This is a genomic window from Xanthomonas prunicola (genome assembly GCF_025266575.1).
GTDB lineage: Bacteria > Pseudomonadota > Gammaproteobacteria > Xanthomonadales > Xanthomonadaceae > Xanthomonas > Xanthomonas prunicola.
This window is the reverse complement of record NZ_CP096142.1, coordinates 4,002,022-4,027,508: the sequence shown is the minus strand read 5'-3', so window position 1 is coordinate 4,027,508 and position 25,487 is coordinate 4,002,022. Positions and strand designations below refer to the sequence as shown.

General features: G+C 63.2%; 18 protein-coding genes, 1 tRNA gene, 1 other RNA gene and 2 pseudogenes. 12 read left to right on the top strand and 10 right to left on the bottom strand.

The window, feature by feature from the left end; all coding sequences use genetic code 11:
* The first annotated feature begins 59 nt into the window (after positions 1-59).
* Together M0D43_RS17250 and M0D43_RS17245 are read left to right on the top strand one after the other, a co-directional pair.
* A pseudogene (locus M0D43_RS17250) lies at positions 60-2,462 on the top strand (TonB-dependent receptor domain-containing protein).
* Between the two features lie 62 nt (positions 2,463-2,524).
* Positions 2,525-2,600: non-coding RNA, sX9 sRNA (locus M0D43_RS17245), on the top strand.
* 82 nt (positions 2,601-2,682) lie between these two features.
* On the opposite strand, the gene hrpA is transcribed toward M0D43_RS17245, so the two are convergent.
* Positions 2,683-6,804, bottom strand: a complete 4,122-nt coding sequence (gene hrpA, locus M0D43_RS17240) for an ATP-dependent RNA helicase HrpA (protein ID WP_260807405.1) — start codon at positions 6,802-6,804, stop codon at positions 2,683-2,685.
* 105 nt (positions 6,805-6,909) lie between these two features.
* Here hrpA and M0D43_RS17235 point away from each other — a divergent pair, with 105 nt between their 5' ends.
* The 5 genes from M0D43_RS17235 to M0D43_RS17215 all read left to right on the top strand — a co-directional run bounded on the left by M0D43_RS17235 (position 6,910) and on the right by M0D43_RS17215 (position 11,859).
* Entirely contained in the window at positions 6,910-7,458 is a 549-nt protein-coding gene (locus M0D43_RS17235; RefSeq protein WP_260807404.1) for a Dps family protein, read from the top strand.
* A gap of 558 nt (positions 7,459-8,016) precedes the next feature.
* Positions 8,017-9,813: a DNA helicase RecQ gene (gene recQ, locus M0D43_RS17230; RefSeq protein WP_260807403.1), complete on the top strand. Its 1,797-nt coding sequence runs from the start codon at positions 8,017-8,019 to the stop codon at positions 9,811-9,813.
* A gap of 138 nt (positions 9,814-9,951) precedes the next feature.
* Complete coding sequence (locus M0D43_RS17225; protein ID WP_252162348.1) at positions 9,952-10,449, top strand: hypothetical protein; 498 nt, start codon at positions 9,952-9,954, stop codon at positions 10,447-10,449.
* Between the two features lie 78 nt (positions 10,450-10,527).
* Positions 10,528-10,932 carry a response regulator gene (locus M0D43_RS17220; protein ID WP_101361791.1) on the top strand — a complete coding sequence of 135 codons (405 nt, stop codon included), beginning with the start codon at positions 10,528-10,530 and terminating at the stop codon, positions 10,930-10,932.
* 156 nt (positions 10,933-11,088) lie between these two features.
* Positions 11,089-11,859 carry a hypothetical protein gene (locus tag M0D43_RS17215; protein ID WP_252162347.1) on the top strand — a complete coding sequence of 257 codons (771 nt, stop codon included), beginning with the start codon at positions 11,089-11,091 and terminating at the stop codon, positions 11,857-11,859.
* Positions 11,860-12,955: 1,096 nt separating this feature from the next.
* On the opposite strand, the gene M0D43_RS17210 is transcribed toward M0D43_RS17215, so the two are convergent.
* A complete protein-coding gene (locus tag M0D43_RS17210; RefSeq protein ID WP_252162346.1) occupies positions 12,956-13,666 on the bottom strand; it encodes an rRNA pseudouridine synthase in 711 nt (236 codons plus the stop codon).
* Positions 13,667-13,899: 233 nt separating this feature from the next.
* Here M0D43_RS17210 and M0D43_RS17205 point away from each other — a divergent pair, with 233 nt between their 5' ends.
* A complete protein-coding gene (locus M0D43_RS17205; protein ID WP_252162345.1) occupies positions 13,900-14,106 on the top strand; it encodes a hypothetical protein in 207 nt (68 codons plus the stop codon).
* A gap of 512 nt (positions 14,107-14,618) precedes the next feature.
* Positions 14,619-16,787 (top strand): methyl-accepting chemotaxis protein, encoded by a 2,169-nt coding sequence (locus M0D43_RS17200; RefSeq protein ID WP_252162344.1) that lies wholly within the window; start codon positions 14,619-14,621, stop codon positions 16,785-16,787.
* Positions 16,788-16,924: 137 nt separating this feature from the next.
* On the opposite strand, the pseudogene M0D43_RS17195 reads toward M0D43_RS17200, so the two are convergent.
* Positions 16,925-17,351 (bottom strand): annotated as a pseudogene (locus M0D43_RS17195) (GNAT family N-acetyltransferase).
* Between the two features lie 24 nt (positions 17,352-17,375).
* A complete protein-coding gene (locus M0D43_RS17190) occupies positions 17,376-18,002 on the bottom strand; it encodes a LysE/ArgO family amino acid transporter (protein ID WP_252162343.1) in 627 nt (208 codons plus the stop codon).
* Positions 18,003-18,103: 101 nt separating this feature from the next.
* On the opposite strand from M0D43_RS17190, the gene M0D43_RS17185 reads away from it, so the two are divergent.
* Positions 18,104-19,006, top strand: a complete 903-nt coding sequence (locus M0D43_RS17185) for a LysR family transcriptional regulator ArgP (protein WP_252162342.1) — start codon at positions 18,104-18,106, stop codon at positions 19,004-19,006.
* A gap of 242 nt (positions 19,007-19,248) precedes the next feature.
* Here M0D43_RS17185 and M0D43_RS17180 read toward each other — a convergent pair whose 3' ends face one another.
* Entirely contained in the window at positions 19,249-19,608 is a 360-nt protein-coding gene (locus M0D43_RS17180; protein ID WP_252162341.1) for a response regulator, read from the bottom strand.
* Entirely contained in the window at positions 19,605-20,612 is a 1,008-nt protein-coding gene (locus tag M0D43_RS17175) for a sensor histidine kinase (protein WP_252162340.1), read from the bottom strand. The genes M0D43_RS17180 and M0D43_RS17175 overlap by 4 nt, the downstream gene beginning before the upstream one ends.
* A gap of 277 nt (positions 20,613-20,889) precedes the next feature.
* Here M0D43_RS17175 and queC point away from each other — a divergent pair, with 277 nt between their 5' ends.
* Together queC and M0D43_RS17165 are read left to right on the top strand one after the other, a co-directional pair.
* Entirely contained in the window at positions 20,890-21,564 is a 675-nt protein-coding gene (gene queC / locus M0D43_RS17170) for a 7-cyano-7-deazaguanine synthase QueC (RefSeq protein ID WP_252162339.1), read from the top strand.
* Between the two features lie 47 nt (positions 21,565-21,611).
* Positions 21,612-21,687, top strand: a tRNA-Lys gene (locus M0D43_RS17165).
* A 249-nt stretch (positions 21,688-21,936) separates the two neighbouring features.
* Here M0D43_RS17165 and queE read toward each other — a convergent pair.
* The 4 genes from queE to tolB are packed head-to-tail and all read right to left on the bottom strand — an operon-like array spanning position 21,937 to position 25,383.
* On the bottom strand, positions 21,937-22,620 hold the full coding sequence (queE, locus tag M0D43_RS17160) for a 7-carboxy-7-deazaguanine synthase QueE (RefSeq protein WP_252162338.1): 684 nt from the start codon (positions 22,618-22,620) through the stop codon (positions 21,937-21,939).
* A 42-nt stretch (positions 22,621-22,662) separates the two neighbouring features.
* Positions 22,663-23,481, bottom strand: a complete 819-nt coding sequence (gene ybgF / locus M0D43_RS17155) for a tol-pal system protein YbgF (protein ID WP_260807401.1) — start codon at positions 23,479-23,481, stop codon at positions 22,663-22,665.
* A gap of 6 nt (positions 23,482-23,487) precedes the next feature.
* Positions 23,488-24,006: a peptidoglycan-associated lipoprotein Pal gene (gene pal, locus M0D43_RS17150; RefSeq protein ID WP_003482562.1), complete on the bottom strand. Its 519-nt coding sequence runs from the start codon at positions 24,004-24,006 to the stop codon at positions 23,488-23,490.
* A gap of 57 nt (positions 24,007-24,063) precedes the next feature.
* Positions 24,064-25,383: a Tol-Pal system beta propeller repeat protein TolB gene (gene tolB, locus M0D43_RS17145; RefSeq protein WP_003482565.1), complete on the bottom strand. Its 1,320-nt coding sequence runs from the start codon at positions 25,381-25,383 to the stop codon at positions 24,064-24,066.
* Between the last annotated feature and the right edge of the window lie 104 nt (positions 25,384-25,487).

Below are 25,487 nucleotides of genomic sequence, written 5' to 3'. Positions count from 1 at the left end.
CCCGCATCCGGCGAGCAGCAGCCCGCCGTGCATCCCTGTGCGTGATGAGGAGAGACATCATGAAATACAGCATGACCCTGCTGTCCAGCGCCATTGCAATGGCGCTGGCATTCGCTGCGCAAGCCCAGGACAGCGCTGCTACGCAAGCCACCGACCTGGACGCCGTCCAGGTGGTCGGCATCCGTGCCAGCCTGGAGAAATCGCTCGACACCAAACGCAACAACACCGGTATTTCCGAAGCGATTACCGCCGAGGACATCGGCAAATTTCCAAGCACCAATGTCGCCGAAGCGCTCTCGCAGATTCCCGGTGTCACCCTGGACAGACGTTTCGGGCAAGGCGAGCGGGTGAGTATCGACGGCACCGACCCCAGTCTCAATCTGTCGTTCCTGGATGGGCACCCGGTCGCGCAGGCGATCTGGTTGTACGGCGAACAGCCCAGCCGCGGTTTCGATTACACCTTGCTGGCCCCGCAGATCCTGGGCCGTGCGGAAATCCTCAAATCCTCCGAAGCACGACTTACCGAGGGCAGCCTGGGCGGCACGGTGCTGATGCATACGCGGCAGCCGCTGGATCTGAAGGTCAACGAAGTGGCCGCCTCCATCGAGCGACCAGGCCAGCCAGGGCAAACCAAACGCGGCACTGCTGTATAGCTGGAAGAACGCAGCCGGGACCTTCGGCATCGCAGTGTCGGCGCAGCATTACGAAGAACGCGTGGACCGCCGCGGCATGGAAGTCTTTGGCTATGCGCCGGCCAGCACCTTCGCCAATGCCGCAGATGGCGTGCCTGCCGATGCGGATGTGCCGAACTCCATCAACGCTGCCTGGTTCCAGCAGGATCGCCAGCGCGATAGTGCCGTGGTCAACCTGCAGCTCAAGCCCAGCGAGGCGCTGGAGTTCAAGCTGAGCGGCCTCTACATCAACGAAAACTTCGACAACTACAACCAGTCGATGTACAGCTTTCTCACTTGGAATCCCGGCACGGTGGCGGCAGTGGACCAACTTGGCGGCGTCCGTAACGGGGTGGTCACCAGTGGCCACTCCAACGCCAATGCCATCCCGCTCGGCGGCACGGTGATCTACGACAACAACGTGCGCCAATCGGAAGTGACCACCAAAGGACTGGACCTGCGCGGCGCCTTCCGCAGCGAAGGCTGGGGCTTGAACGGACAGGTGGGCCGGAGCAAGTCCGAGAACAACGATCTCTCGCAATACTTCATTGAGCCGTTCTACAACTCGAACTCAATGTCTATGGCGGCGTCACCCCCGGCACGCTTGCCGATGTCGGCACCATCGGGCTGACCGATCTACAGGACTTCTACCCCGATCACGGCCGGCATGTGCAGGCTGGCCGCAACAATGTGTTGAACTGGATCCGCAACAGCCCGATCGACTACAACGCACCCGATCCGGCCAGCTATCTCAACAACAGCGGGGCGCTTGCGCAGACCAACAACGCGGCGTACGCGCAGCTGAATTTCTCCGGCGGCGGCCTGCGCGGCAATCTGGGCGTGCGCTATGTGGACTCCAAGACCGAAGGCAGCGGCTTCGTCTACAGCGGTACGCCCTCGCTCGCCAACGCCGACAGCCTGTGGCAGACCCGCACCCGCAAAGAAGGCTTCCTGCTGCCTTCGCTGACGCTATCGTACGAGACCAGCGACGACTGGGTATTCCGCTTCGCTGCGGCCAAGGTCATCGCCTGGGCGCCGTACAACCAGATGGTCAACAACACCTTTCTCAACGACACCACGTTGACCGGCAGCGGCGGCAATGCAGGGTTATCGCCTTACGAATCCTGGAACTTCAATCTCTCTGCCGAGTATTACTTCGCGCAGCAAGCCGTGGTGGCGTGGTCTGTTTTCTACAAGAAGATCGACAACTACATCGACACCAGCGCCAGCGTGGAGCGCCAGTACAACGCACTGCGCGACACCGCACCGCAAAGCTGGGCGCAGCTGGTGGGCAGCAATGGCTGTACGGCCGACGGCTACTGCGACTACAGCATCCAGCGGCCGCGCAATGCCGGCGATGGCAAGGTCAAAGGTTTCAACATCTCCTTCCAGCAACCGTTCGGCGACAGCGGCTTCGGCCTGACTGCCAACTACACCTATGCCGCTGGCGAAAACAACACCGGCGATGCCCTGCCCTATCAATCACGCAACAGCCTTGCCTTCAGCCCGTACTACGAAAAAGGCCCGCTCAATGCGCGGCTGACCTACAACTGGCGCGACAGCTATCTGGCCGGCGGTTACGTGGCCGGTGCAGCACCGGCAAGTGTGGATGACTACGCCGAACTCGGCGCCAGCGTCGGCTATGCGTTCAGCCCCAACTGGTCGTTGCAGGTCGACGCGCAGAACCTGTTGGACGAGCAATACCTGCAGTATCTGGGCGACAAGGACCATCTGGCCGGCCGCTACAAGAGTGGACGTCGGTACATGGCCAGCCTGCACGTCAAGTTCTAGCGCAACTGGCAACACGCCTGCGCTCACCCTCGGGCGGGCGCAGCCGGTGCTCGGAATCGGATACGTCCTACTGGCATACGCCGGTTATGGCGCGCCGTCCGCGCCCGCCTGACGACTGCTCGCTACGGCGTGTTAACGACTGGTAGGCTTGAAGACGGACGCCGCGCGCGTTGTGAAAAAAGCACGCGGCGTCCTTCAGTTGCCTGCCTCACACGAAGGTTCAACTGCGCAAGGCAGCGACGCGTTGCGACAGCTTCTTCGCCGATACGCCGGATTTGGCACCCAGCTCCTGCGCAAACACCGACACGCGCAGTTCTTCCAGATCCCAGCGCAACCCCTGCCATTCTTCGCGATTTTGCAAACCGCGCGCGGCGGCCTCTTCCACCGCGTCCACGAACGGTTTGAGCTCAAGCATGCGCGACTGGTCGCGCGCAGGATCGCGCTTTGCACGCTCGGTCCGCAGGATCATCGCCTTGAGGTAGCGCGGATAATTGGCCAATGCTTCAGCCGGCGTATCGCGCAGGAAGCCGGCATGCACCAGTGCGCGCAATTGCTGCTCCATGTCGTCCAGATTGCCGCGTGCCCAGCCCATCAACGGCGCCTCCAGCAAGGGCTTGAGTTCGGCCACCGCGCCCAGAATGCTTTCGGCCAGCTTCAACCGTTCCATCGCTTCGCCAAACAGTCGCTTGATCGCATCGTCGCGGCGCTGCGCAAACGCGCCGGGGTCGCGAATGGCGCCCAGGCCATCGGCCAGCACGGCGTTGAGCGCGGCATCGACCAGATCGCCACGCAGACGCTCCTGCGATTCGATCGCCGCATACAACAGCCCGGTCTTGGGCGACACCGGCAATTGCTTGCGTGCCTGTTTGATCTTGTCGGCCAACGCGATTTCCAGCAACCGACGCACACCACGCGGATGTGCGCGCGCAGCCTCGTTGCGGTCGGCAAAGATGCGCAGCGCGGCGTTATCGCCTTGATCCACCAGCGCCGGGTACGCCGGCACACCGGCCTCGCCCGCCACCTGCTCGGGAATCGGCGTTGCCGGAAAATCGCGCAGACCTTCGGCGGCCAGCGCGCGACCGGCACGTGCGGCGAATGCCTGGCCGGCACGTTCGCCGAAGCGCGCGCGCAGCCCGTCCAGATCGCGCGACTCGGCCAGCACCTTGGCGTCGTCATCGCGCAGACGCAGGTTCATCAGCAGATGCGTGTCCAGCGATTGTTCGTCGAAATCCAGCGCCGATACCTGCACGCCAGTGGCCTTGGATAGAAAACGCGCCAGCTCGCCGCGGAGATCGTCGGCCGACGGCAGGCTGTAGGCCTCGTAGAACGCACGCCCGAAATCCGGCGCCGGCACGAAATTGCGCCGCTGCGCCTTGGGCAGGCTGCGAATCAACGCAGACGCCTTGTCGGCAACGAAGCCCGGCGCCAGCCACGACAGGCGCGCTGGATCCAGCGCATTGAGCAAGTGCAACGGCACATCCAGGGTCACGCCGTCGTCGATGGCCCCCGGCTCGAAGCGGTAATGCAACGGCAGGCGCGCATCGCCAAGCGGGAAATACTTCGGAAAGCGATCGGCTTCGCTGCCTTCGCCCGGCAGCAGATCGTTCAACGACCAATGCAGGCTGCGGCGTTTGTCCGGCGGCAAGGTCTTCCACCATGCATCCAGCCCACTGGCTGAATGCAGTTCAGCCGGAATGCGATCCAGATACCAGCGTGCCTGCCAGCCTTCATCGGCAACGATGCCGGCGCGACGCAACTTGGCCTCTTCTTCGCGTGCTTGATCGAGCACTTTGAGGTTATCGGCCACGAATGCGGCACGCGTGTTGATTTCGCCCGTTACCAGACCTTGGCGCACGAACAGATCGTGCGCCGCGGCTGGGTCGATCTTGCCGAAATGCACTGGCTTTTTCGGCGCCAGCACCAGCCCGAACAGGCTGATCTGTTCCGACGCGACCACCTGCCCCTGCGCACGCGACCAATGCGCATCGAAGTGCTTGCGCGCCAGCAAATGCCCCAGCTCGGCGATGGCCCAATCCGGCTCGATTGCCGCGTTGGTCATGCCCCAGACTTTTTGCGTGTCCAGTAGCGTGGCAGCCAGAATCCACGGCGGCGGCTTGCGTGCCAATGCAGATCCGGGGAACGGCACGAACCGGCGTTGCCGCGCCGCCAAGAAGTCGCCCTTTTCGGTGCGATGCCCGATCTGCGTCGGCAGGCCCGCCAGCAGCGCGCGATGCAGCGATTGATACGCCGCCGCACGTTCGCGCTCGCTGGTACGTGCAGACACTTCCGCAGCCTCAGCCTGCTTGTTCGTCGCCGCAGGCGCGCGTTGCGCAGGCGCTGCGCTGGGATCCGGCTTGCCTTCGCGTGCTAGTCGCGCGGCGCGATGCAGCTGGCCGCGCGTGGGCCGGTTGGCGTTATGGCCGTCCTCGCGGGCAGGCGCGCTGGCACCGGCCAGCAGCGGCGCCAGCATCACGTTGGCCGGCTCTTCGCTCCAACCGAGTTCTTCGCACAGCAGCCGCAGCTGCCGATGCAACTCGCGCCACTCGCGCATGCGCAAAAAGCCGAGGAAATGCCGGTTGCACCAGTCGCGCAGTTTGGATTGGGTAAGATCTTCATGCACCTGCCGGTACGCATCCCACAAGCGCAGGATACCGACGAATTCAGAGCGCGCATCGGCAAACAGCGCATGCGCCGTGTCGGCCGCTTCGCGCGCTTCGGGCGGACGCTCGCGCGGGTCCTGGATACCCAGGAACGAGGCGATGATGATCATCTCGCGCAGGCAGCCATGCTGTTGCGCGGCCACCAGCATGCGGGCCAGCTTGACGTCCACCGGCAGGCGCGCCATCTGGCGACCGATCGCGGTCAGACGGCGCTGCGCATCGATCGCGCCCAGCTCCAGCAGCTGTTGCCAGCCATCGGCCACCGCGCGTTCGTCGGGCGCCTCCAGAAACGGGAAGTCCTCGATTCGCCCCAGCCCCAGTTGCAGCATGCGCAGGATCACGCCAGACAACGAGGAACGTCGGATTTCCGGGTCGGTAAACGCCGGGCGCGCGGCAAAGTCCGCTTCGGCATACAGCCGGTAGCAAATGCCCTCGGCAATACGCCCGCAACGGCCCATGCGCTGATTGGCGCTGGCTTGCGAGATCGGCTCGATATGCAGGCGGTCCAGCTTCTGGCGCGGGCTATAGCGCTTGACGCGGGCAAGCCCAGGATCCACCACATAGCGAATGCGCGGCACCGTCAACGAGGTTTCGGCCACGTTGGTGGCCAGCACCAGGCGTCGGCGCGGGCCGGGATTGAACACGCGATCCTGATCGGCCGCCGACAGCCGCGCATACAGCGGCACCACTTCGGTTTCGCGGTATTTGCGCCGTTCCAGTGATTGGTGCGCATCGCGAATCTCGCGCTCGCCCGGCAGAAACATCAGCACATCGCCACGCGGATCGATGCGGGTGATCTCGTCGATGGCCGCCACGATCGCATCGTTCACGCTGCGCTCGCCGTCTCGGCCGCTGCTGTGCTCGCCCTCGCCGCTGTCGCCCACATCGCCTTCGAGCGGGCGGTAGCGCACCTCGACCGGGAAGGTGCGGCCTTCCACGTTGATCACCGGCGCATCGTCGAAATGCTGTGCGAAGCGCTCGGTATCGATGGTGGCCGAAGTGACGATCAGCTTGAGATCGGAGCGCTTGTGCAGCAACTGCTTGAGATAGCCGAGCAGGAAATCGATGTTGAGGCTGCGCTCGTGCGCCTCGTCCACGATGATGGTGTCGTAAGACGACAACCACCGGTCGCTGGCAATTTCCGCCAGCAGGATGCCGTCGGTCATGAACTTGATGCGCGACTGCTCGCTGACACGGTCAGTGAAGCGCACCTGGAAGCCCACCGTGGTACCCAACGGCGTCTTCAGTTCCTCGGCCACGCGCGCAGCCACCGCACGCGCGGCGATCCGGCGCGGCTGGGTGCAACCGATCATGCCCGCGGCCCCGCGCCCTGCCGCCAGACACAGCTTGGGCAGCTGGGTGGTCTTGCCCGAGCCGGTTTCGCCGGCAATGACCACCACCTGATGGTCGCGGATCAGCGCGATGATGCGCTCGGCCTCGCGCGCAATCGGCAACTGGTTGTCCAGCGTGATGGCCGGCTGCTGCGCGGCACGCGCCTGCCGCTGCGCCTGCGACGCGGCCAGCGCCTGCTCGAACGCATCGCGCACCTGCAGGTTGCCCGGCTTGCCCTGCCAGCGCGACCATAGCCCCAGCAAGCGGCCACGGTCGCGGCTCATCGCGCCATCCACGGCGCGGCGGCGCTCACGCAAGGTAGTGGCAAGATCGGAGTCGATAGCGCTCATTGATGGAGAAATGTGAAAGATTGAATGACGTTTGATCCTTTAGCCTGTCTATTGTGACGCCATATCTGTTCCCTCAGACATCCACTTCCTCAGAAGGGCCATTCCATGTCCAAGAAAAAGAACGCCAACAAGCCCGTCGTCGTCAACGATGCCCTGCCGGTCGCTGCTGCGTCGGCGCCGCATATCGATATCGGGATCAAGGACGCCGATCGCAAGCAGATCTCCGACGGTCTGGCCCACTACATGGCTGACGCCTTCACCTTGTACCTGAAGACGCACAACTTCCATTGGAACGTCACCGGGTCGATGTTCAACTCGCTGCACACCATGTTCGAAACCCAGTACACCGAGCAGTGGGCGGCGCTGGACGAAGTGGCCGAGCGCATCCGCGCCCTGGGCTACAACGCACCTGGTTCGTACCGCGAATTCGTCGCATTGACCTCGATTGCGGAAGAACCGGGCCTGAGCGACAGCGCCGACTGGCGTGAAATGGTGCGCCAGCTGGTCAGCGGCAACGAAGCGGTCTGCCGCACCGCACGCAAGGTGCTGGGCACTGCCGACGACGCCGGCGACGACCCGACCGTGGACCTGCTGACCCAGCGCCTGCAGACCCATGAGAAGTACGCCTGGATGCTGCGTTCGCTGCTGCAGTAAACCCTTGGGCTTCGCCCCTCGGGTGTGCCCAAGGTTTCGCAGTTGCGAAACCTTGGGCCCCTGCTCTACTGCCCGCCACACCCCCCGCCTTCGGCGTGCCCCCTGACTCAGGGGTTGCGGCCATCTCCGCTTCGCGGACATGTCCCCCAACGTTTGCTGTGCAAACGTCGGGCCCCGCTACGCACCCCCACACCCCCCGCCTTCGGCGTGCCCCCTGACTCAGGGGGCTGTTGGAGTGCTGTCGGTTGTTGAGTCCCTCTCCCGCCGGGGCGAGAAGGCACGGTTTGCGCGCCACTGGCGCGCGTGCCTTGGAGCGCCCGCGTCGCAAACGCGGGCCGGGGCGCGGAGCAGGGTCGAGGTGAGGGTGCGGTGCGAAGCTCCAGTGCCCCCAACGCGCGGCCAGAAGCCATGTACTGCGCCGCACGCTCCATCCCGGTCACACCTCATTGCGCATTCGCCCGCCACGTCCGCCACATCGCGGCAATCTCCGACCCGCTATCGGGCAACGCTGCCGGCATGACACCGACCAGGGCTTGATCCGCACGGTATCCTAGGCGGATGTCTTCCCCCGCCCACGAACTGCTCAGCCGCGTCTTTGGCTACGACGACTTCCGCGGCCCGCAACAGGCCATCGTCGAACACGTCGCTGCAGGCAACGACGCCCTGGTACTGATGCCCACCGGCGGCGGCAAATCGCTGTGCTACCAGGTGCCGGCGCTGTTGCGCGATGGCATCGGCATCGTGGTTTCGCCGTTGATCGCATTGATGCAGGACCAGGTCGAGGCCCTGCGCCAGCTCGGCGTGCGCGCTGAATTTCTTAATTCCACGCTGGATGCAGAAAACGCCCAACGCGTCGAACGCGCCTTGTTGTCAGGCGATCTGGACCTGCTGTACGTCGCGCCAGAACGGCTGCTGACCCAACGCTTCCTCTCGTTGCTGGAACGCAGCCGCATTGCGCTGTTCGCCATCGACGAAGCGCATTGCGTCTCGCAATGGGGCCATGATTTCCGCCCGGAGTATCGCCAGCTCACCGTGCTGCACGAGCGCTGGCCGCACATCCCGCGCATGGCGCTGACCGCCACCGCGGATCCGCCGACCCAGCGCGAAATCGCCGAACGCCTGGATCTGGTGGACGCGCGCCATTTCGTCAGCTCCTTCGATCGCCCCAACATCCGCTACACCGTGGTGCAGAAGGACAACGCGCGCAAACAGCTGCAGGAATTCCTGGGCCGTTATCGCGGCTGCGCCGGCATTGTGTATGCGATGTCGCGACGCAAGGTCGAAGAGACCGCGCAGCAGCTGTGCGCGCAGGGTTTCAATGCGCTGCCCTATCACGCTGGCCTGCCCGCCGAGGTGCGTGCAGAAAATCAGCGCCGCTTCCTGCGCGAAGACGGCATCATCATGGCCGCCACGATCGCCTTCGGCATGGGCATCGACAAGCCGGACGTGCGCTTCGTTGCGCATGTGGATCTGCCCAAGTCGCTGGAGGGCTACTACCAGGAAACCGGCCGCGCCGGCCGCGACGGCGACCCTGCCGAAGCCTGGCTTTGTTACGGTTTGGGCGATGTGGTGCTGCTCAAGCAAATGATCGAACAAGGCGAAGCCGCCGAGGAGCGCAAGCGCCTGGAGCGCGCCAAGCTCGATCATCTGCTGGGCTACTGCGAATCCATGCAATGCCGCCGCCAGGTGCTGCTGGCCGGTTTCGGCGAGACCTATCCCAAACCCTGCGGCAACTGCGATAACTGCCTGACGCCAGCGGCTGCCTGGGACGCCACGGTGGCCTCACAGAAAGCGCTCAGTTGCGTCTACCGCAGCGGCCAGCGGTTCGGCGTGGGCCATCTGATCGATATCCTGCGTGGCAGCGAGAACGAGCGCATCAAACAGCTGGGGCACGATCGGCTCAGCACTTACGGCATCGGCCGCGACCTGGACGAACGCACGTGGCGCGGGGTGTTTCGCCAACTGGTGGCCGCCAGCCTGCTGGAAGTGGACAGCGAGGGTCACGGCGGCCTGCGCCTGACCGATGCCAGCCGCCAGGTGCTCAAGGGCGAGCGCCAGGTCATGATGCGGCGCGAAAACCCGGCCGCCGGACGCGACCGCAGCGCGCAGCGCACCGGGCTGCCGGTGCAGGCGCAGGACCTGGTGTTGTTCAACGCCTTGCGCGGCCTGCGCGCAGAACTGGCCAAGGAACAGAACGTGCCGGCCTTTGTGATCTTCCACGACAGCACATTGCGCAACATCGCCGAACAACGGCCCACGAGCATCGACGCACTGTCACGGGTGGGCGGCATCGGCAGCGGCAAGCTGGCCCGCTACGGCGCGCAGCTGATCGAGATCGTCCGCGAACAGGGCTGATGCGGCAGCGCGTGTCAACCCAACGCCGCCGACGGCACAAAAATCCGCAGGATCGACAGCGCGCATTCAATCAGCCGTTGCTAGTTTCACACAGCGAGCTGGCACGCGCTGCCAACCCCTCTTCGTAGAGTCCAACCGATGAAACGTAGCCTGCTTGTCCTGGTCACCCTGTTCGCCACCGGCAGCGTCGCCGCCGGAAGCGCGTTGGCCCAAGCCAGCGATGGCAACGCCGGAACTGCGACACCACGCTCCTTGGACCTGAGCATTCCACAAGCCCCGGTGCAGCTCCGCTCCGACCCGGAATACAGCACCGACCCGCCGGGTACCTTTTACGGCGACAAGAGCGGTCCCAAGCCGGCGCTGGCACGGCCAAGCGCTGCATCGATCGCTGCCGAGCGCGCCGAGCAATGCCAGGGCAAGCTGCACGGCGCGGTGGAAACCGGGCTGGGCTATTCCAGCCGCGGCGGCAATAGCAACTGGCAGGCAGTCAATCTGAATTCCTGCAAGACTTATTACGACGACGACGGCAAGGCGCATCAGATCGGCGTCAGCATCAGTGTCGGGCGCGGTGAAGGCTCACTCTTTGGTCCACGTTACGCACCCGGCGGCTATGGCCCGGGCCCATTCGGCTGGTAACCATACGGCTCCGTCTGCGTTGACGGAGGGTTCACTGCCGCATCGCTGAGAATGTGGCCTGCCTTACGAGACCTGCTCATGCCACAGAACAAGGAACGGCCGGTTGTATTCGTTGTCGAAGACGGGGACGGCACCCGACAACTCAGCTGCCTTGTGCTGGAGAGTTACGGTTTTACCTGCCGCAGCGCCGGCTCGGTCGAAGAAGCGTTGAACTTGATCGAAAGCGATCCGCGCGTCGACGTGCTGTTTTCCGATATCCATTTCCCCGGCGGCTTGACCGGTGTGGATCTGGCGATCAAGACGGCGCATGCGCCGTACAACCTGCCAGTGCTGCTGACCTCCGGCCTGGCCGTCGAATACGTGGAAGAGATCCTGCCCGACGGCGTGGCCTTCTTGGAAAAGCCCTACACCCCCGAGCAGCTGCTGAGCGCGATCCGCAGCGTGATGGCCAAGCACCGCGTGCTGGCGACTCCGGCCGCATAACACTGGCGGCCGCGACTGGACGGCAGCCCGCAATCCCGGTATGAAATGGCAGCCGTCGCGCGATGCGCCGGCAACGGGGATTGATCACGCACGGTTGTACCGGGCACGCGGCGCAACGCCCGCCTGGCGCCGCCGTGTCTTACGCCAGGGGAACACATGAAACATCTGGTGACCGCAGCCATTGCCATGGCTGCGTTGAGCGGTTGCGCCACGGTCATGAATGACGCCACCCAGCCGATTCGCGTCGACACCAAGACGGCCGACGGGCAACTCATTGCAGGCGCCGACTGCTCTATCAGCAACGATAAAGGCCGTGTTGCGCTGAAGTCCGGCCAGACCGCACAGGTACACCGTTCCGCGCACGATCTGGATGTGACCTGCGTGCTGCCCGGCCAACGCGATGCCGCAGGCCGTTCCATCTCGCGCGCCAACATGGGCATCTGGGGCAACATCCTGATCGGCGGGGCGATCGGGGCCATCGTCGATCACACCAAAGGCACCGGCTACACCTACCCGAGCTGGATCCAACTGGTGTTCGGGCAGACGCTGAGCTTCGACCGCCATCGCGAAGACCGTGGCCAGCCGCTGCAGGGCGAGAATGCGCCAGGTGTCGTCGTTGCGGCACACGCCGCTTCCGGTAGCGGCGCGCAAAACGCCGCGGTCACGCTGCCGCTGGCAAACGAACCGGCCGTCGCCATGCAGACAGGCGTTGCAGCAGCGCCTGTCGGTGCCGTCAGCAAGCCCATGCCCGCAGGGCCGTCCATGTCAACTGAGCCGGCGGCAATCCGCGCCCAGAGCATCAGCAGCGGCTTGCAATGCGGCACCGTGCAGGCGACCAGCGCTTCGCGCTTCAGTGCGGTCTGCAGCAGTGGCAACACGGTGCAGATCGATTGCTCCGGCTTCCGCTGCACCTCCACATTTCAGTGAGGTGTGCTGGCTGCACTGAGCACAGGCAGCAGTCACCCGCACGGATGTGCCACGGCTGTCGGGGACACCCCGACGGCCTGTCGGCGCGCCCCTGATTTACGTGACGAACATCTCATTTAAACTCTAATCACCGGACACGAGGCCTGTTGGGCCGCTCAACTCGTGGGGCGCTGAGCACGCCCTTGCCGGCACATCGATGGGATCGGAATGCGACTGGCTGGTACGGCGCCTTTTCTTCTGATGCGCGCGCGTGCGATTGCGTGCAGTGGTCTTGCTTGCGTCCTGCTGCAAGTAGCCGCCTTTCAGACGTCGCGGCGATCGCACATCACCACCTTGCGCACATCGCCTCCTTGGTGATCCATCCGGGCAGCATGTGCATGTGCCTGCATTCAAACCGCAAGCGCTTGCTTAACCGCAATCTCCCACGCGGTTGTTCTTATTGTTGAATCACACTGCAGACGCACGCGCCCGCACTGCAAGGCAGCTCGTCCATGCCTGTAGTGATCATGTCAGCTTCCGGGCTACATAGGCAGATGCTGGAAAAACAGCAGGTTTGCGTCGTCAACGCTGGGTGATACGCGGCCCTTCACTGCAGCACGTCACGCATTTCACGCGATCAAGCAGGCTGCTCGCTAGGCTGACGTCAGTGCAGCGCTGTGCTGCGCAAGACTGTCAGGAGTTTCTTATGGGCGACAATTCGTTTCTATCACCGGCCTTCATCATTCTGGTCGTCGGTGTGATTGCCGTTGTGCTGTTTCTGGTCACGCGCGCCAAAAAGAAGCGCAACACGAAATAACCTACGCATGCAGTGACGGCCGCGACTGATTGCACTTGCGACACAGTCACCGCGTCATTGCAGATCAGTCAGGCGTCGGTCGACTTCAGTCGGCCTTTGCTTGATCAAGCGCTCCGCTACGTCCTTATCGAACGCATGGGCACGCAGTGCTCGGTCCGAAGCACTCGCCCACGCGTCTGTGCGAGCGAAGAGCGCGGCACTGCAACGTTCCCTTTGCTCAGATCGCTTTTGCGCTCGGCACGCATCTGCGCACCACATATCACGACAAATGCGCCTTAGCCGCACACAGTCGTGCTGCAATCAGAACCGCTCACCCGTCGGCAGGTAGCGCCATTCACCGATCGCCAATTTGCCCAGCGACACCCTGCCCACGCGCAGGCGGCGAATGCTCACAACCTCCAGACCCACTTCGCCGCACATGAAGCGCAGTTGGCCCGGCTGCACGTTCTTGATCGCAAACCGAAGGCGGTCTTCGTTCTGCCAGCTCACCTTGCACGGCGACAGGCTGCGCTGCTGATAGATAAGGCCGTGTGCCAATCGCGCCATACCGTATGGCCGCAATTCGCCATGTACTTCGACCAGGAATTCCTGCTCGATGGAGCTGGCATCGTCGCTCAGCCGGCGTAGCACGCGGCCGTCCTGGCTCAGGATCAGCAGGCCGCTGGCGGCGTCCTCCAGCGGCAGCGGCGCATGCAACCGCAGAAAGTGCCGCTTCAGCACACGTGTGTCGAATTGATCCAACGCGCTGCGCGTTGTTGGCGCGGCCAGTGCTAGCGCTGCCTCAGCGGAGACTCCGGCCGGCTTGTGTAGCAGCAGGGTGGCAGGCTCGGCCGGTGCTAGCACCGCGTCTTCGGCCAAGGTGACCCGGGCCGCGGTTGCCAGTGCCTGCGGTTCTTCGACCACCACCCCGTCCACGCTCACCCAGCCGCCCTCGATGTATTGCTGGGCCTCGCCACGCGAGCGGCCGAACGCGGCAGCCACGCATTTATCGAGACGGATCGGATCGGACATCGGGCGAGCTCAGCATCAGGGGAGCGCAGTGTACGTGTTGGCTCAATGACTGCGGGAATCGATGATCAATGCGGCAATGGAGTGCCTACCGATGCGCCGCAAACCCGGCCATACACAGGCCGACACTGGCTGTAGCAGCGTATCGACGCATGCGGTGCGCGGCCTGGCATCAGCAAATGCTTCTGTGCCGCGCAACAAAGTGGGAAACTTAACGCCCACCTAGGAGATCGCAGATGTTCATCAAGTTCGGGACCGCACGGGTCCGCCTCAACCATATCTCCGTCATCAGCGATCCGTTCAACGCAGGCGAAAGCTTCGGGTCCTACTGCCACTCGGTTCGGGTCGGGCTGATCTCCGGCGAAGAAATCATTGCGCGCTTCAACAGCGAGAGCGGCGCTGAGCAACTGCATGCCGACATGCTCGCCGCGCTGGAAGCCTGAGCCTACGGTCACAGCCATCGCGTCGCGCCACCTGCGTACGCGATGGTTCCAGTTGCGGCGAACGCTGCGTGCCAGCACGCGTGCTGCAACGCCACAACACTCGATGCGCATCACGCGTCTCGTTCGCTAGTACTTTCGCATCGCCCATGCACCGCTGAGTCAGCAGCGATTGGCGCCCGTTATCTGCCGACGAACGCGACCAACCATTGCGCCCCAACGGTGCCTTGCGCACATCGCTCGGGCATCGCTACGTCGATAAAATGTCGGAAAATCGTGACGTCGATTACATGCCTCAATGCAACAACCTCCTGAAGAATGCGCACGTTGCAGCGCGCATGTCAGGACCCGGGACGTCACCGTTAGGAAACTTCCGATATGTAATGAATCGGCCGTAAGTATTTCCGCTTGACGGCCTTTAGCTCGGCAAACTCCGGCCGCTAGCTGGGCAAGACACTTGAGTCGATGCACCCCGCATCCACCAGGCTGCTCAGTTGCACTACCGGGACGCGGTCATGAATGACTTTCTGCAACGCCTCAATGTCGGCCGCCGCCTCGGAATGGCGTTCGGCATTCTGATCCTGCTGTCGGGCCTGCTGGTGGCTACCGGCCTGATCACCATGTCCAATGCCCGCTACGAACTGGACACCATCGTCAACAACGACATGGAAAGGATCCGGCTGTCTTCCGAAATGCTCGACGCCAACACCAATGTGGCGATCGGCTTGCGCGACGTGGTGATGGTTTCCGGCGATGCGGCCAACCGCGTTGCACTTGCCATGATCGAACAGAGCCGCACGCGTTATCACCAGGCCCATGACGCACTGGCGGCGATGCCGAGCAGCGACTTGGAAAAAGCCGCACTGAAGCTGGTCCAGGAAAAGCGCGACATCTCGGTCAAATTCAATAACCAGATTCTGGACGACGGCATGCGCGACCAGAATCAGCAAGCGCAGGCGTTGTTGCAAGGCGCTGCCGCGACGGCGATGAACGAACAACAAGCTGCCATCCGCGCGAACGCCGCACTGGAACGTCGGCTCAGCAAAGAAGCGTATTCCGCCGCAGTCGCCTCCATGCACCGCGGCAAAATCATTCTGGCGAGCGGCGGCATTGCTGCGCTGGTGATCAGTGCGTTGCTTGCGTGGCTGATTACGCGCAGCCTGACCACGCCGCTGCGCCAGGCCACACGCACTGCTGAAGCCATTGCGGCAGGCAATCTGCATAACGATGTGCACACCGTCGCAACAGATGAAACCGGCCGTCTCTTGCAGGCCATGGATAAGATGCAACTGCAGCTGCGTAACCTCATCGCGGCGCAGACCGACATGGCCAAACATCACGACAACGGCCAGATCAGCTTCCGGATCGATACCTCCGCATTTCCGGGCGACTACGGCCGCATGGCCAACGACACCAACCTGTTGGTCGACGCACACGTGGCGGTACAGAACGACCTGGCGCGCATCATGGGGCGCTATGCCATTGGCGAACTTTCCGAAGATATGCAACCCTTGCCAGGCGAAAAAGCCGTCTTCAGCAACACCATGTCGCAGGTCAAGCTCAACCTGTCGGCGATGAATCACGAAATCAAGCATCTTGCGCAGGCAGCGGCCAACGGGGATTTCAGTGCGCGTGGTGATGTCGAACGCTTCCAGTTCGACTTCCGCATCATGGTCGAGAGCCTCAACCATCTGATGTCCACCGCGGACGGCAACCTGCAATCGCTGTCGGCATTGCTGCAATCGATCGCAGCGGGCGACCTCACCGCACGCATGAGTGGCGAGTTCCGCGGCGTGTTCGCACAGATGCGCGACGATGCCAATGCAACCGCAAGCCAGCTGGCGCAGATCGTCGGCAACATCCAGCAGTCGGCGGTGTCGATCAACGCAGCTGCCAGCGAGATTGCCGCCGGCAACCAGGATCTGTCACAACGCACCGAGCAGCAAGCAGCCAATCTGGAAGAAACTGCTGCCTCGATGGAAGAGCTGACCTCTACCGTCAAGCAGAATGCCGAGAGCGCACGTCAAGCCAACCAGCTGGCGATCGGCGCCGCACGCGTGGCCTCGCAAGGCGGCGATGTGGTGGGTAAGGTCGTGCAAACGATGAGCGGTATCGAAGCCTCGTCCAAGAAGATCGCCGACATCATCAGCGTCATCGACGGCATTGCCTTCCAGACCAACATCCTTGCGCTGAACGCCGCGGTGGAAGCGGCCCGCGCAGGCGAACAAGGCCGTGGCTTCGCGGTTGTTGCTTCGGAAGTGCGCACCCTGGCGCAGCGTTCTTCCGGCGCCGCGAAGGAGATTAAAGACCTGATCGACGATTCCGTCCAACGCGTGGCCGAAGGCTCGGCACTGGTGCACAGCGCTGGCAAGACCATGGGCGATGTGGTGGCCAGCGTGCAACGCGTCACCGACATCATGAGTGAGATATCCGCGGCATCGCAGGAGCAATCTGCCGGCATCGAACAGGTCAATCAGACCATCACCCACATGGACGAGGCCACGCAGCAGAATGCAGCGCTGGTGGAAGAAGCCACCGCTGCCGCACGCGCGATGGAAGAGCAAGCCGTGCAACTCACCGACGCGGTGGCCATCTTCAAGATCGATGCACGACAGGTACGCCGGGAAGACACGCGCGCAGCAGCACCGGTGGCGCATCTGCTGAACAAGGTGCGCAGCGCCTGAGCAATGGCGCGGCGTGCTGGCTGCTCTAAAAGTACAGCTGGCGCGTGCGTACTGGTGTGGCTACCGGCCGCAGTCGCAGCGCGCGGATCGATGTTTGGCGCCAAACGCCTTCTCCAGAACGCGCTTGGCTGCTTCAGCTATGCCGTATACATTCCCGGAAAGTAGCGCTCCATCAGCGACTGGGGAAACAGCGGCGGCGTAAAGCCGTAACGCGCATAGAGCGCGTGCGCATCGCTGGTGGCAAGGCTGAACCGGCGCAGCCCCTGTAGCTTGGGGTGTGCCATGACAGCGTCCATCAGCACCTTGCTATAGCCCCTGCCCTGGTGCTCAGGCAACACGAACACATCGCCCAGATACGCGAAGGTTGCGTAATCGGACACCACCCGCGCGAACGCCACCTGTTCGCTGCCGATGAAACCACCAAAACAAAGTGAGTTGTCGATCGAACGCTGCACCAGCGGCAATCCAATTGTCTTTGGCCCAGCTGGTGTGCTGCGACAAGTAACGGTGGATCAGCGGCACGTGGAGCTCGGACGTTTCGGTGGTGATACGCAAGGGCGGCATGACAGCGCTCCAGGCAATGGCCGATCAGGCTAGGGTAGCGTGCGATGGCAACAGCAACAGCACACAGAGCAGCAGCATGAACACTGCGATCAGTCCGTCCAGCACCCGCCACGCACGCGGGTGCCGGAAGACCGGCTGCAACAAGCGCGCGCCGTAACCCAGGCTGCAGAACCAGATCACGCTGGCCAGACACGCGCCCAGTGCAAATGTCCAGCGCAGTGCGCCCGGGTAATGCGTTGAAAGGCTGCCGAGCAAGACCATCGTGTCCAGATAGACGTGCGGATTGAGGAAGGTAAACGCCAGGCCGGTGAGCATGGCGCGTTGCCACTGTTCCTCGCCCTGTTCCGCGGGCGCCATTGCAGCATCTCCACGCCAGGCACGACCTGCGGCCATCCACCCATATACCGCCAGAAACGCGGCGCCCGCGTAACGCAGCAGCTGCAGCAGGCCAGACCATTGCTGCACCAGCACGCCGATTCCGGCAACACCGAGCAGTATCAGCGCGATATCCCCAAGTACGCAGATCGTCACCACCAGCCCCACGTGCTGACGCTTGAGCCCTTGTCGCAGCACGAACGCATTCTGCGCGCCGATCGCGACGATGAGGCCGGCACCAGCGAGAAAGCCGGCCAGTATTGCTTGAACGATCATGCTGCTGTCTCCGAGCTAGGCATGCATCGTCTGACATGGCCAAACATTAGGAAAACTAAATAATCTGTATGCTGTTTAGATCTTCTAATGTGCGAGACGGCATGGATCTTCTACATCCGCAACTGGCCGCATTCGCAGCCGTCCTGGACGAAGGCAGCTTCGACGCCGCAGCTCAGCGCCTGGCGGTGACGCCCTCGGCCATCTCGCAGCGCATCAAGGCGCTCGAAGATCGGCTGGGGCAGGTACTGGTCATGCGCAAAACGCCTTGCCGGCCAACGCCGGCCGGCGAACGGCTGTTGCGCCGGCTCAAACCCATGCAGGTACTCCAAGCCGAAGCGATTGCCGACTTTCTGCCTGGCGATGGCGTCGCCGGCCATCCACGCACCCTCGCCATCGCGGTCAATGACGACTCGCTACAAACCTGGTTCCTGCAGGCGCTGTCGTCGCTGCACCAGACGCACGGCTTCCTGTTCGATGTACAGATGGACGACCAGGATCACACCCTGGAATTACTGCGTACTGGCAGCGTGCTGGGAGCGGTCACCTCCGAGCGCACGCCATTGCAGGGCTGCAATGTCCATGCGTTGGGCGTGATGCGGTACCACGCAGTCGCATCGGCAGCGTTCGTCGCTGCGCACTTCAAGGGTGGCTTTACGGCCGCCGCGCTGGGCCAAGCGCCGATGCTGGTGTTCAATCGCAAGGACACCTTGCAGGCGCGCTTCGTCAAGCGCATCACGCGCACCCGGCTGGCCCCGCCCACGCATTACCTGCCCACCTCCACCGGCTTTGTCGAAGCCGCTGCACGCGGGCTGGGCTGGTGCCTGGCACCCGAAGCGATGGTGATACCGGCGGTCCGCAACAAGCAGGTCGTCATCATCGACCCCACCCGCTGGCTCGATGTTCCGCTGTACTGGCAGTACGCCGCTGTGCGCTCGAACGCCTTGCAGCAACTCAGCCAGTCACTACGCGAAGCTGCTACCACCAGCCTGCGTGGCAGCAGATAACCAGGGCACCCACCAGGATCATCGCCTGCCCATCGCCCGCCTGCCAGCACCTGCGACACGCCGACTGTGCCGGCGCCAATCGTCCGCTGGCTACAGCTGACACGTTAGCCGCGTGCTCGGTGCGTAGGTAATGCGCAGGAGGCGATTCCAAACGCGCCATCCGCGCCCATCTCATGGCAGCGGTGCTACGAACGCGTCACCCGCGACCAATGTCATCCAACTGCGGCAAGACTTGCCAAGGATCAATCGGCACGACGCTGCTGCAACAGCGATAGCGCGTGTTTCAGATCGCGCAAATGGAAAGGCTTCTGCAGCCCATGCCGATGCCGGTACTTTTCAGGAATCCCGCCCTGCGCGTAGCCGGTCACGAAGATGTAAGGCACGCCGCGCGCGTCCAGCTCTTCTGCAATCGGAAACGACAAGGTGCCGCCCAGGTTGATGTCCAGCAGCGCCAGATCGAGATTGCCTGCCTGCACTGCCTGCAGCGCGGCGTCCACGTCGGCGACGGTTTCCGCAACCTCATAGCCCAACTCCGCCAGGCAATCCTCCAGCAGCATCGCCACCAACGACTCGTCCTCGACCAGGAGCACTCGCATGGTCATGGATGTGCCTCGGCTAGCTCGGGCGGCAACGGAATGGACACGCGGAAGCACACGCCAGCCGGGTCGAAGGACAGATCGACCTCACCCTTGAGGTCGTGCTTCAAACCACGCTCCAGAAGACGCGTACCGAACCCCCTGCGCGTGGGCAGCTGCACGGGCGGCCCACCCGCCTCCTGCCAGACGAGCTCAAGCAGCTCCTGCTCGCCGCGTGTACTGCGCTCCCACGACACCAGCACGTTCCCAGCCGGCGACGACAACGCGCCATGCTTGAGCGCATTGGTGCACAGTTCGTGCAGCGCCATCGACAGCGCCAGTGCGCGCCGCGGATCCAGCCGACACGAGCCGCCCCGCAGGGTGAAACGCTGACTCTCGCTGGATTCGTAAAGCGCGGCCGCGTCGCGGGTCAGCTCCAGCATGTCGGCGCTGACCCAGTTCTCGCGCGTGAGCGTGTCGTGTGCTCGTGATAGCGCCAGCAGGCGCGCATCGAGCTTTTCCTGTGCGTCGGCAAGACTGGCGGCGTTGGTGAACGACTGCCGTGCCAAGGATTGCACCATCACCAGCGAATTCTTGACCCGATGGTTGAGTTCGTTGATCAACAATTGCAGATGCTGTTCGTGCTGCTTGTGCTCGGTGATGTCGCGCGTAGCGCCGGCGATCGCTTCGACCTTGCCGTCTGGCCCGAACACCGGAGTGAAGATGTAGTCGTAGACACGCAGGCCGTTGATCGTATGCGGGAATGGCACTTCCCCGCGCAACGGCTGGCGCGTTGCGATCACCCGCTCGATTTCTTCATCGTGCATGGCCGCATGCCAGGGCTCGTAGCCCAATTCCAGGCAGGTTTTGCCACAGGCGTCTTCCCAGCACATGCCCCACATCGTCAACAACGCCTGGTTGGCGTAGACGAAGCGATGCTGGATGTCGAATACGTACAAAAGATCCGGTGTTGCCTGTAGCAAGGCCTCATAAATGCGCGACTTCGCTGCGTCTTCCTGATGCTCGGCCATTGCGTCATGGTCCTGAAATTGACGCGAACGATAAATGGACGCACGTGAACGCCCGATCATGCGCATCTGACGTGCCAATGGAGCGTAACGCGCGCGCCGCTGCCCGGGAAAAACGGGCAGCAACCGAACCGATAGCGCAGGTACATTCCAATCGTCCGTGCCTCCGCCGTCCGAACCTTCACTCCCCAACTCCGGACCACTGATCGACCGCCTGGTCGCCCCGCACCGCCGTCCCTGATAGCCTTCGGCCCTATTCCGCAGTGATTGCCGATTCGTCATGAAAAAAGCCGTTGTTCTGTTGTCCGGTGGCATGGATTCCGCCGCCGTCATTGCACTTGCGCAGGAGCAGGGCTTTGCCGTCCATGCGCTGAGCGTGCGCTATGGCCAGCGCCACACCTCGGAACTGGATGCCGCCGCGCGCGTTGCCGCCGCGCAGGGCGTCAGTGCGCACAAGGTGGTCGACGTGGACCTGCGCAGCATCGGCGGCTCGGCACTGACCGACGACATCGACGTCCCCGACGCCGGTGGCGACGGCATCCCGGTCACGTATGTGCCCGCACGCAACACCATCATGCTGTCGCTGGCGCTCGGTTGGGCCGAGGTCGTCGGGGCAAATGACCTGTTTTGCGGGGTCAATGCGGTGGACTACTCGGGCTACCCCGATTGCCGCCCCGAGTTCGTCCGTGCCTTCGAAGTGTTGGCCAATCTGGCCACCAAGGCAGGCGTGGAAGGCGCAGGGCTGCGCGTCCACGCACCGCTGCAGTTCCTCAGCAAAGCCGACATCGTCCGTGAAGGCGTGCGCCTGGGCGTGGACTTCGGCCTCACCGTCTCTTGCTACCGTGCCGACCCCAAAGGACGAGCCTGCGGCCACTGCGACGCATGCCGCCTGCGCGCTGCCGGCTTCGCCGATGCCGGCATCCCCGACCCCACCCGCTACGCCATTTTATCTTGATGCCCGCGTAGGGTAGAATGCGCACCCCGACGCAATGTCGGGTCAGTGGGCCGTTAGCTCAGTCGGTAGAGCAGAAGACTTTTAATCTTTTGGTCGATGGTTCGAATCCATCACGGCCCACCATATCCAGCAAAGCTTTCAGCGACTTTCATCGCTCCGCAAGAAGGCGTCGACGCCGCAATAGCGCAATATTCTGTCGACCGTGCAAGGGTGCGGGCGCAGGTTTACCGTCAGCTGCCGCATCATCATCGTGTTGGCCTCCAGATCTTTGTCGCTTTGTGGATCGACCGCTGTCTGAGCAGCCACACACTGCCTAGATCTGTTTGTGCGCGTGAGGCACTAGGCCCATACGCTGCGCTGCGCGCTTGATTCTCAGCGCCCAGGCTCATCATTCCAAAGCAGCTTGTGCAGCTGCATCTGGAAGCGCACCGGCAGGCGGTCGTCGACGATCCAATCGGCGAGCTGTCGCGGGCTGACTTCACTCTTGCTGGGCGAAAACCACACCGTGCAGCGGCGATGCAGCGCGTGCGCTGCCACGATCTCGCGCGACCATTCGTAATCGGCACGGCTACAGATCACGAACTTGATCTGGTCGCGCGCGGTCAGCAGCGGCAGGTTTTCCCAGCGGTTGCGCGCTTCTTCGCCGGATGCGGGGGTCTTGATGTCGACCACGCGCGAAACGCGTGGATCGACGGCAGACACGTCCAGCGCACCGGAGGTCTCCAGCGACACGTCGTAACCGGCATCGCAGAGTTTCTGCAGCAAGACCAGACAGCGCTTCTGCGCCAACGGCTCCCCGCCAGTCACGCAGACATGGCGCACGCCATGACTGGCGACTTCGTAGACGATGGCGTCGATGTCATGCCACTCACCACCATGGAAGGCGTAAGCGGTATCGCAATACAGGCAGCGCAACGGACAGCCGGTCAGGCGCACGAACACCGTCGGCCAGCCAGCAGCCTCGGCTTCGCCTTGCAAGGACAAAAAGATTTCGGTGATCTTCAATCGCGGCAAGGGCGACTGAATGATCTCGCTAGGGACGGCGGCGGCGTTCATGGGCAAAGTATGCGCCGTGCCGACATGCACCGACGCGCGGGCTCAGCGCAGTTGCTGGCCGAGACGGATGGACTGCAGGCGTTCCTGCGCGACGCGTGACGCATCGGAGCCGGGATACTGCGAGGCGACCTGCTGCAAGGTCTGCTGCGCTTCGTTGTTCTTGCCTTCGCCGTACTGCGACAGGCCGAGCTTCAACAGGCCGCCAGCGGCCTTGTCATGCGTGGGATAACGGCTGACGAGATCGCGGAACTGCGCCTCGGCAAGCTGGAAATTGCGGGTGGCGTAATAACTCTCGCCCAGCCAATACAAGGCATTGGGGGTGTAGACGCCATTGGGATAGAGCTCCAGAAAGCTCAGAAACAGCTGCGAGGCATCGTCGTACTTGCCGTTCTTCAACGCATCGAAGGCGACGTTGTAGGCAGTACGTTCGTCATTGCTGACAGCCAGGGTGCCTGGGTCGCCATGGACGGTGGGCGGCTTCTCGGAAGTTGCCGCCGCTGCAGGCCGCGCGGCAGGTGCCGGGGTCGGGGTGACGCTGCCGGTCGCTGGGGGCAATGGCGGAGTCGCACCACCTGCACCTTCCAACCGATTCAGACGTCCGTCCAGGTCCAGATATTGATCCTTGGACTGCTGCTTGAGTTGCTCGTTGTCATGCTGCAGCTGTTCGACGGTCGCCCGCAACGCCTGCAGGTCCGAACGCGCCTGCTGCAGCTGATTGAGGAGATCGTTATTGACCTGACTATTGGCCTGCTGCTGCTCGAGCACGGCCACACGATCAGCGAGACTGGCTCGCTGCGCGTATGCCGGCGCGGCGACCACAAGGGCCGCCGCGACGAACAGGGATGTCACTCGAAAGCGCATCGCTTCTTACTGAGCCGTGTACACGATTTCGACGCGACGGTTCTGCGACCAGCAGCTTTCGTTCGACTCGGTGCAGACCGGACGCTCTTCGCCGTAGCTGACAACGGTCAGCTGGCTGGCCGAACCACCGGCAGCCTGCAGCGACGACGACACGGCATTGCCGCGACGCTCGCCCAGACCCATGTTGTACTCACGCGAACCGCGCTCGTCAGCATTGCCCTGCAGGGTGATGCGCGAGGAAGGACGGTCGCGCAGGTACTTGGCGTGGCAAGCCATGATGGCCTGGAATTCCGGCTTCAGGGAGTCCTGATCCAGATCGAAGTAGACAACGCGCTGACGCAGGCAGGCATCGGTATCCAGGTCGCCCGGGCCGTACAGGCCAGAGGTGGACGGGCCGGTGGGAACCGAGGAACCCGCGGTGGTATCAGTTGCAGGAGGCGGAGTTTCCTTCACCTTCTTCGAGCAACCAGCCAGCACGGCGACGGACAGCAGGGAGACAAGCAAGACGCGGGTGGACTTGTTCATGGGGTACCTATGGAGGCTCTGGGCCAATGAGTGGTTTAACGCAGCGAAATATTAACATTAATGCGCGGTTCGGTAAGGCCCCCATGCGGGTTCTCTCACATCGCCGTCGGCCAGCACCAAACGCTGGCGAACCCGAGCGTCGGAAGAGACGGCGTACAGCACGCCGCGGCCACCTTCGCGTGCCGCATACAACACCATGCTGGCGTTAGGCGCAAAGCTCGGGGATTCGTCCAGCGAACCCGGTGACAGCGTGCTCCAGCTGGGCGAACCGAGGCTGCGGTCCATCATCGCGATGCGGTAGGTGTTGCCACTGCCCTGTGCCACGGCAATCTTCTTGCCGTCGAACGAGACGCTGGCAGTGGCGTTGTAATTGCCCTGGAAGGTGACGCGATTGGCGCTGCCGCCGCTGGCTGCCACCTGGTAGATCTGCGGACGACCGCCGCGATCAGAGGTGAAATAGATGCTGCCGCCATCCGGCGCCCAGGTCGGCTCGGTGTCGATGCCGAAGTGATTGGTGAGCTGGGTCAGCTGTTTGCTGCCCAGGTCCATCACGTAAATTTCCGGATTGCCACTACGCGACAGCGCCAGCGCCAGGCGACGGCCATCCGGCGAGAAAGACGGTGCGCCGTTGATGCCGCGGAAGCTGGAAACCAGTTCGCGTGCGCCGGTGGCGATGTCCTGCAGGTAGATCGACGAGTTGCCGCGCTCAAAGCTTACATAGGCCAGCTTCTTGCCATCCGGGCTCCAGTTCGGCGACAGCAACGGTTCGGCCGAACGCACGATGGTCTGCGGGTTGTAGCCATCCGAATCGGCAACCATCAGCGCGTAACGCATGGCGCCGCCCTTGCCGCTGGCGGTCACGTAGGCAATGCGGGTCCAGAACGCGCCGCGCACGCCGGTAATCTTTTCGTAGATGGCATCAGCCATCTGGTGCGAGACATCGCGCATTGCGTTAGCACGCGCGGTCATCGCCAGGCCCAGCATGCGCTCGCCCTTTGCGACATCGAACAACTCGTACTCCACGCGGTAGGCGCCCTCGCCAGCGTCCATGACGCGGCCGACCACGATGTAGTTCTGCTTGAGAGTGCGCCAAGTCTGGAACTGCACCTCGGTGCCACGGGTCGGCTTTTCGACGATCTGCGCGGCAGGCAGCGTGCGGAACTGGCCGGAACGGTCCAGGTCTGCGCCGACCACGGCAGACACATCGGTCTGCGGCGCGGTACCGGAGCCTTGATACGGCATAGGAATAACAGCGATCGGCGTGGCCGAAGCGCTACCGCCGACGATATCGATGGTGAGGCCTTGCTGCTGGGCGAGCGCGCTCAGCGGCAACAACAGGGCGGTCAAGGCAGCTAGCCAACGCAGCGGTTTCTTCATGGACGGCTCGGATCGGGCAGGAAAAGTGTGCAAGGGATAGCAATCAACGAGTGAACATACGCGCAATCGTGAATGAGTTGGCGTGAAAATGGAGCGAGCGATCG

What these genes read in the sequence shown, in the direction of transcription:
- recQ (WP_260807403.1), top strand. Translation starts at nt 8,017, where the DNA reads ATGTCTTCCCCCGCCCACGAACTGCTCAGCCGCGTCTTTGGCTACGAC.
- tolB (WP_003482565.1), bottom strand. Translation starts at nt 25,383, where the DNA reads ATGAAGAAACCGCTGCGTTGGCTAGCTGCCTTGACCGCCCTGTTGTTG.
- M0D43_RS17225 (WP_252162348.1), top strand. Translation starts at nt 9,952, where the DNA reads ATGAAACGTAGCCTGCTTGTCCTGGTCACCCTGTTCGCCACCGGCAGC.
- M0D43_RS17220 (WP_101361791.1), top strand. Translation starts at nt 10,528, where the DNA reads ATGCCACAGAACAAGGAACGGCCGGTTGTATTCGTTGTCGAAGACGGG.
- M0D43_RS17185 (WP_252162342.1), top strand. Translation starts at nt 18,104, where the DNA reads ATGGATCTTCTACATCCGCAACTGGCCGCATTCGCAGCCGTCCTGGAC.
- M0D43_RS17175 (WP_252162340.1), bottom strand. Translation starts at nt 20,612, where the DNA reads ATGGCCGAGCATCAGGAAGACGCAGCGAAGTCGCGCATTTATGAGGCC.
- queE (WP_252162338.1), bottom strand. Translation starts at nt 22,620, where the DNA reads ATGAACGCCGCCGCCGTCCCTAGCGAGATCATTCAGTCGCCCTTGCCG.
- M0D43_RS17235 (WP_260807404.1), top strand. Translation starts at nt 6,910, where the DNA reads ATGTCCAAGAAAAAGAACGCCAACAAGCCCGTCGTCGTCAACGATGCC.
- hrpA (WP_260807405.1), bottom strand. Translation starts at nt 6,804, where the DNA reads ATGAGCGCTATCGACTCCGATCTTGCCACTACCTTGCGTGAGCGCCGC.
- queC (WP_252162339.1), top strand. Translation starts at nt 20,890, where the DNA reads ATGAAAAAAGCCGTTGTTCTGTTGTCCGGTGGCATGGATTCCGCCGCC.
- ybgF (WP_260807401.1), bottom strand. Translation starts at nt 23,481, where the DNA reads ATGCGCTTTCGAGTGACATCCCTGTTCGTCGCGGCGGCCCTTGTGGTC.
- M0D43_RS17205 (WP_252162345.1), top strand. Translation starts at nt 13,900, where the DNA reads ATGTTCATCAAGTTCGGGACCGCACGGGTCCGCCTCAACCATATCTCC.
- pal (WP_003482562.1), bottom strand. Translation starts at nt 24,006, where the DNA reads ATGAACAAGTCCACCCGCGTCTTGCTTGTCTCCCTGCTGTCCGTCGCC.
- M0D43_RS17210 (WP_252162346.1), bottom strand. Translation starts at nt 13,666, where the DNA reads ATGTCCGATCCGATCCGTCTCGATAAATGCGTGGCTGCCGCGTTCGGC.
- M0D43_RS17190 (WP_252162343.1), bottom strand. Translation starts at nt 18,002, where the DNA reads ATGATCGTTCAAGCAATACTGGCCGGCTTTCTCGCTGGTGCCGGCCTC.
- M0D43_RS17200 (WP_252162344.1), top strand. Translation starts at nt 14,619, where the DNA reads ATGAATGACTTTCTGCAACGCCTCAATGTCGGCCGCCGCCTCGGAATG.
- M0D43_RS17215 (WP_252162347.1), top strand. Translation starts at nt 11,089, where the DNA reads ATGAAACATCTGGTGACCGCAGCCATTGCCATGGCTGCGTTGAGCGGT.
- M0D43_RS17180 (WP_252162341.1), bottom strand. Translation starts at nt 19,608, where the DNA reads ATGACCATGCGAGTGCTCCTGGTCGAGGACGAGTCGTTGGTGGCGATG.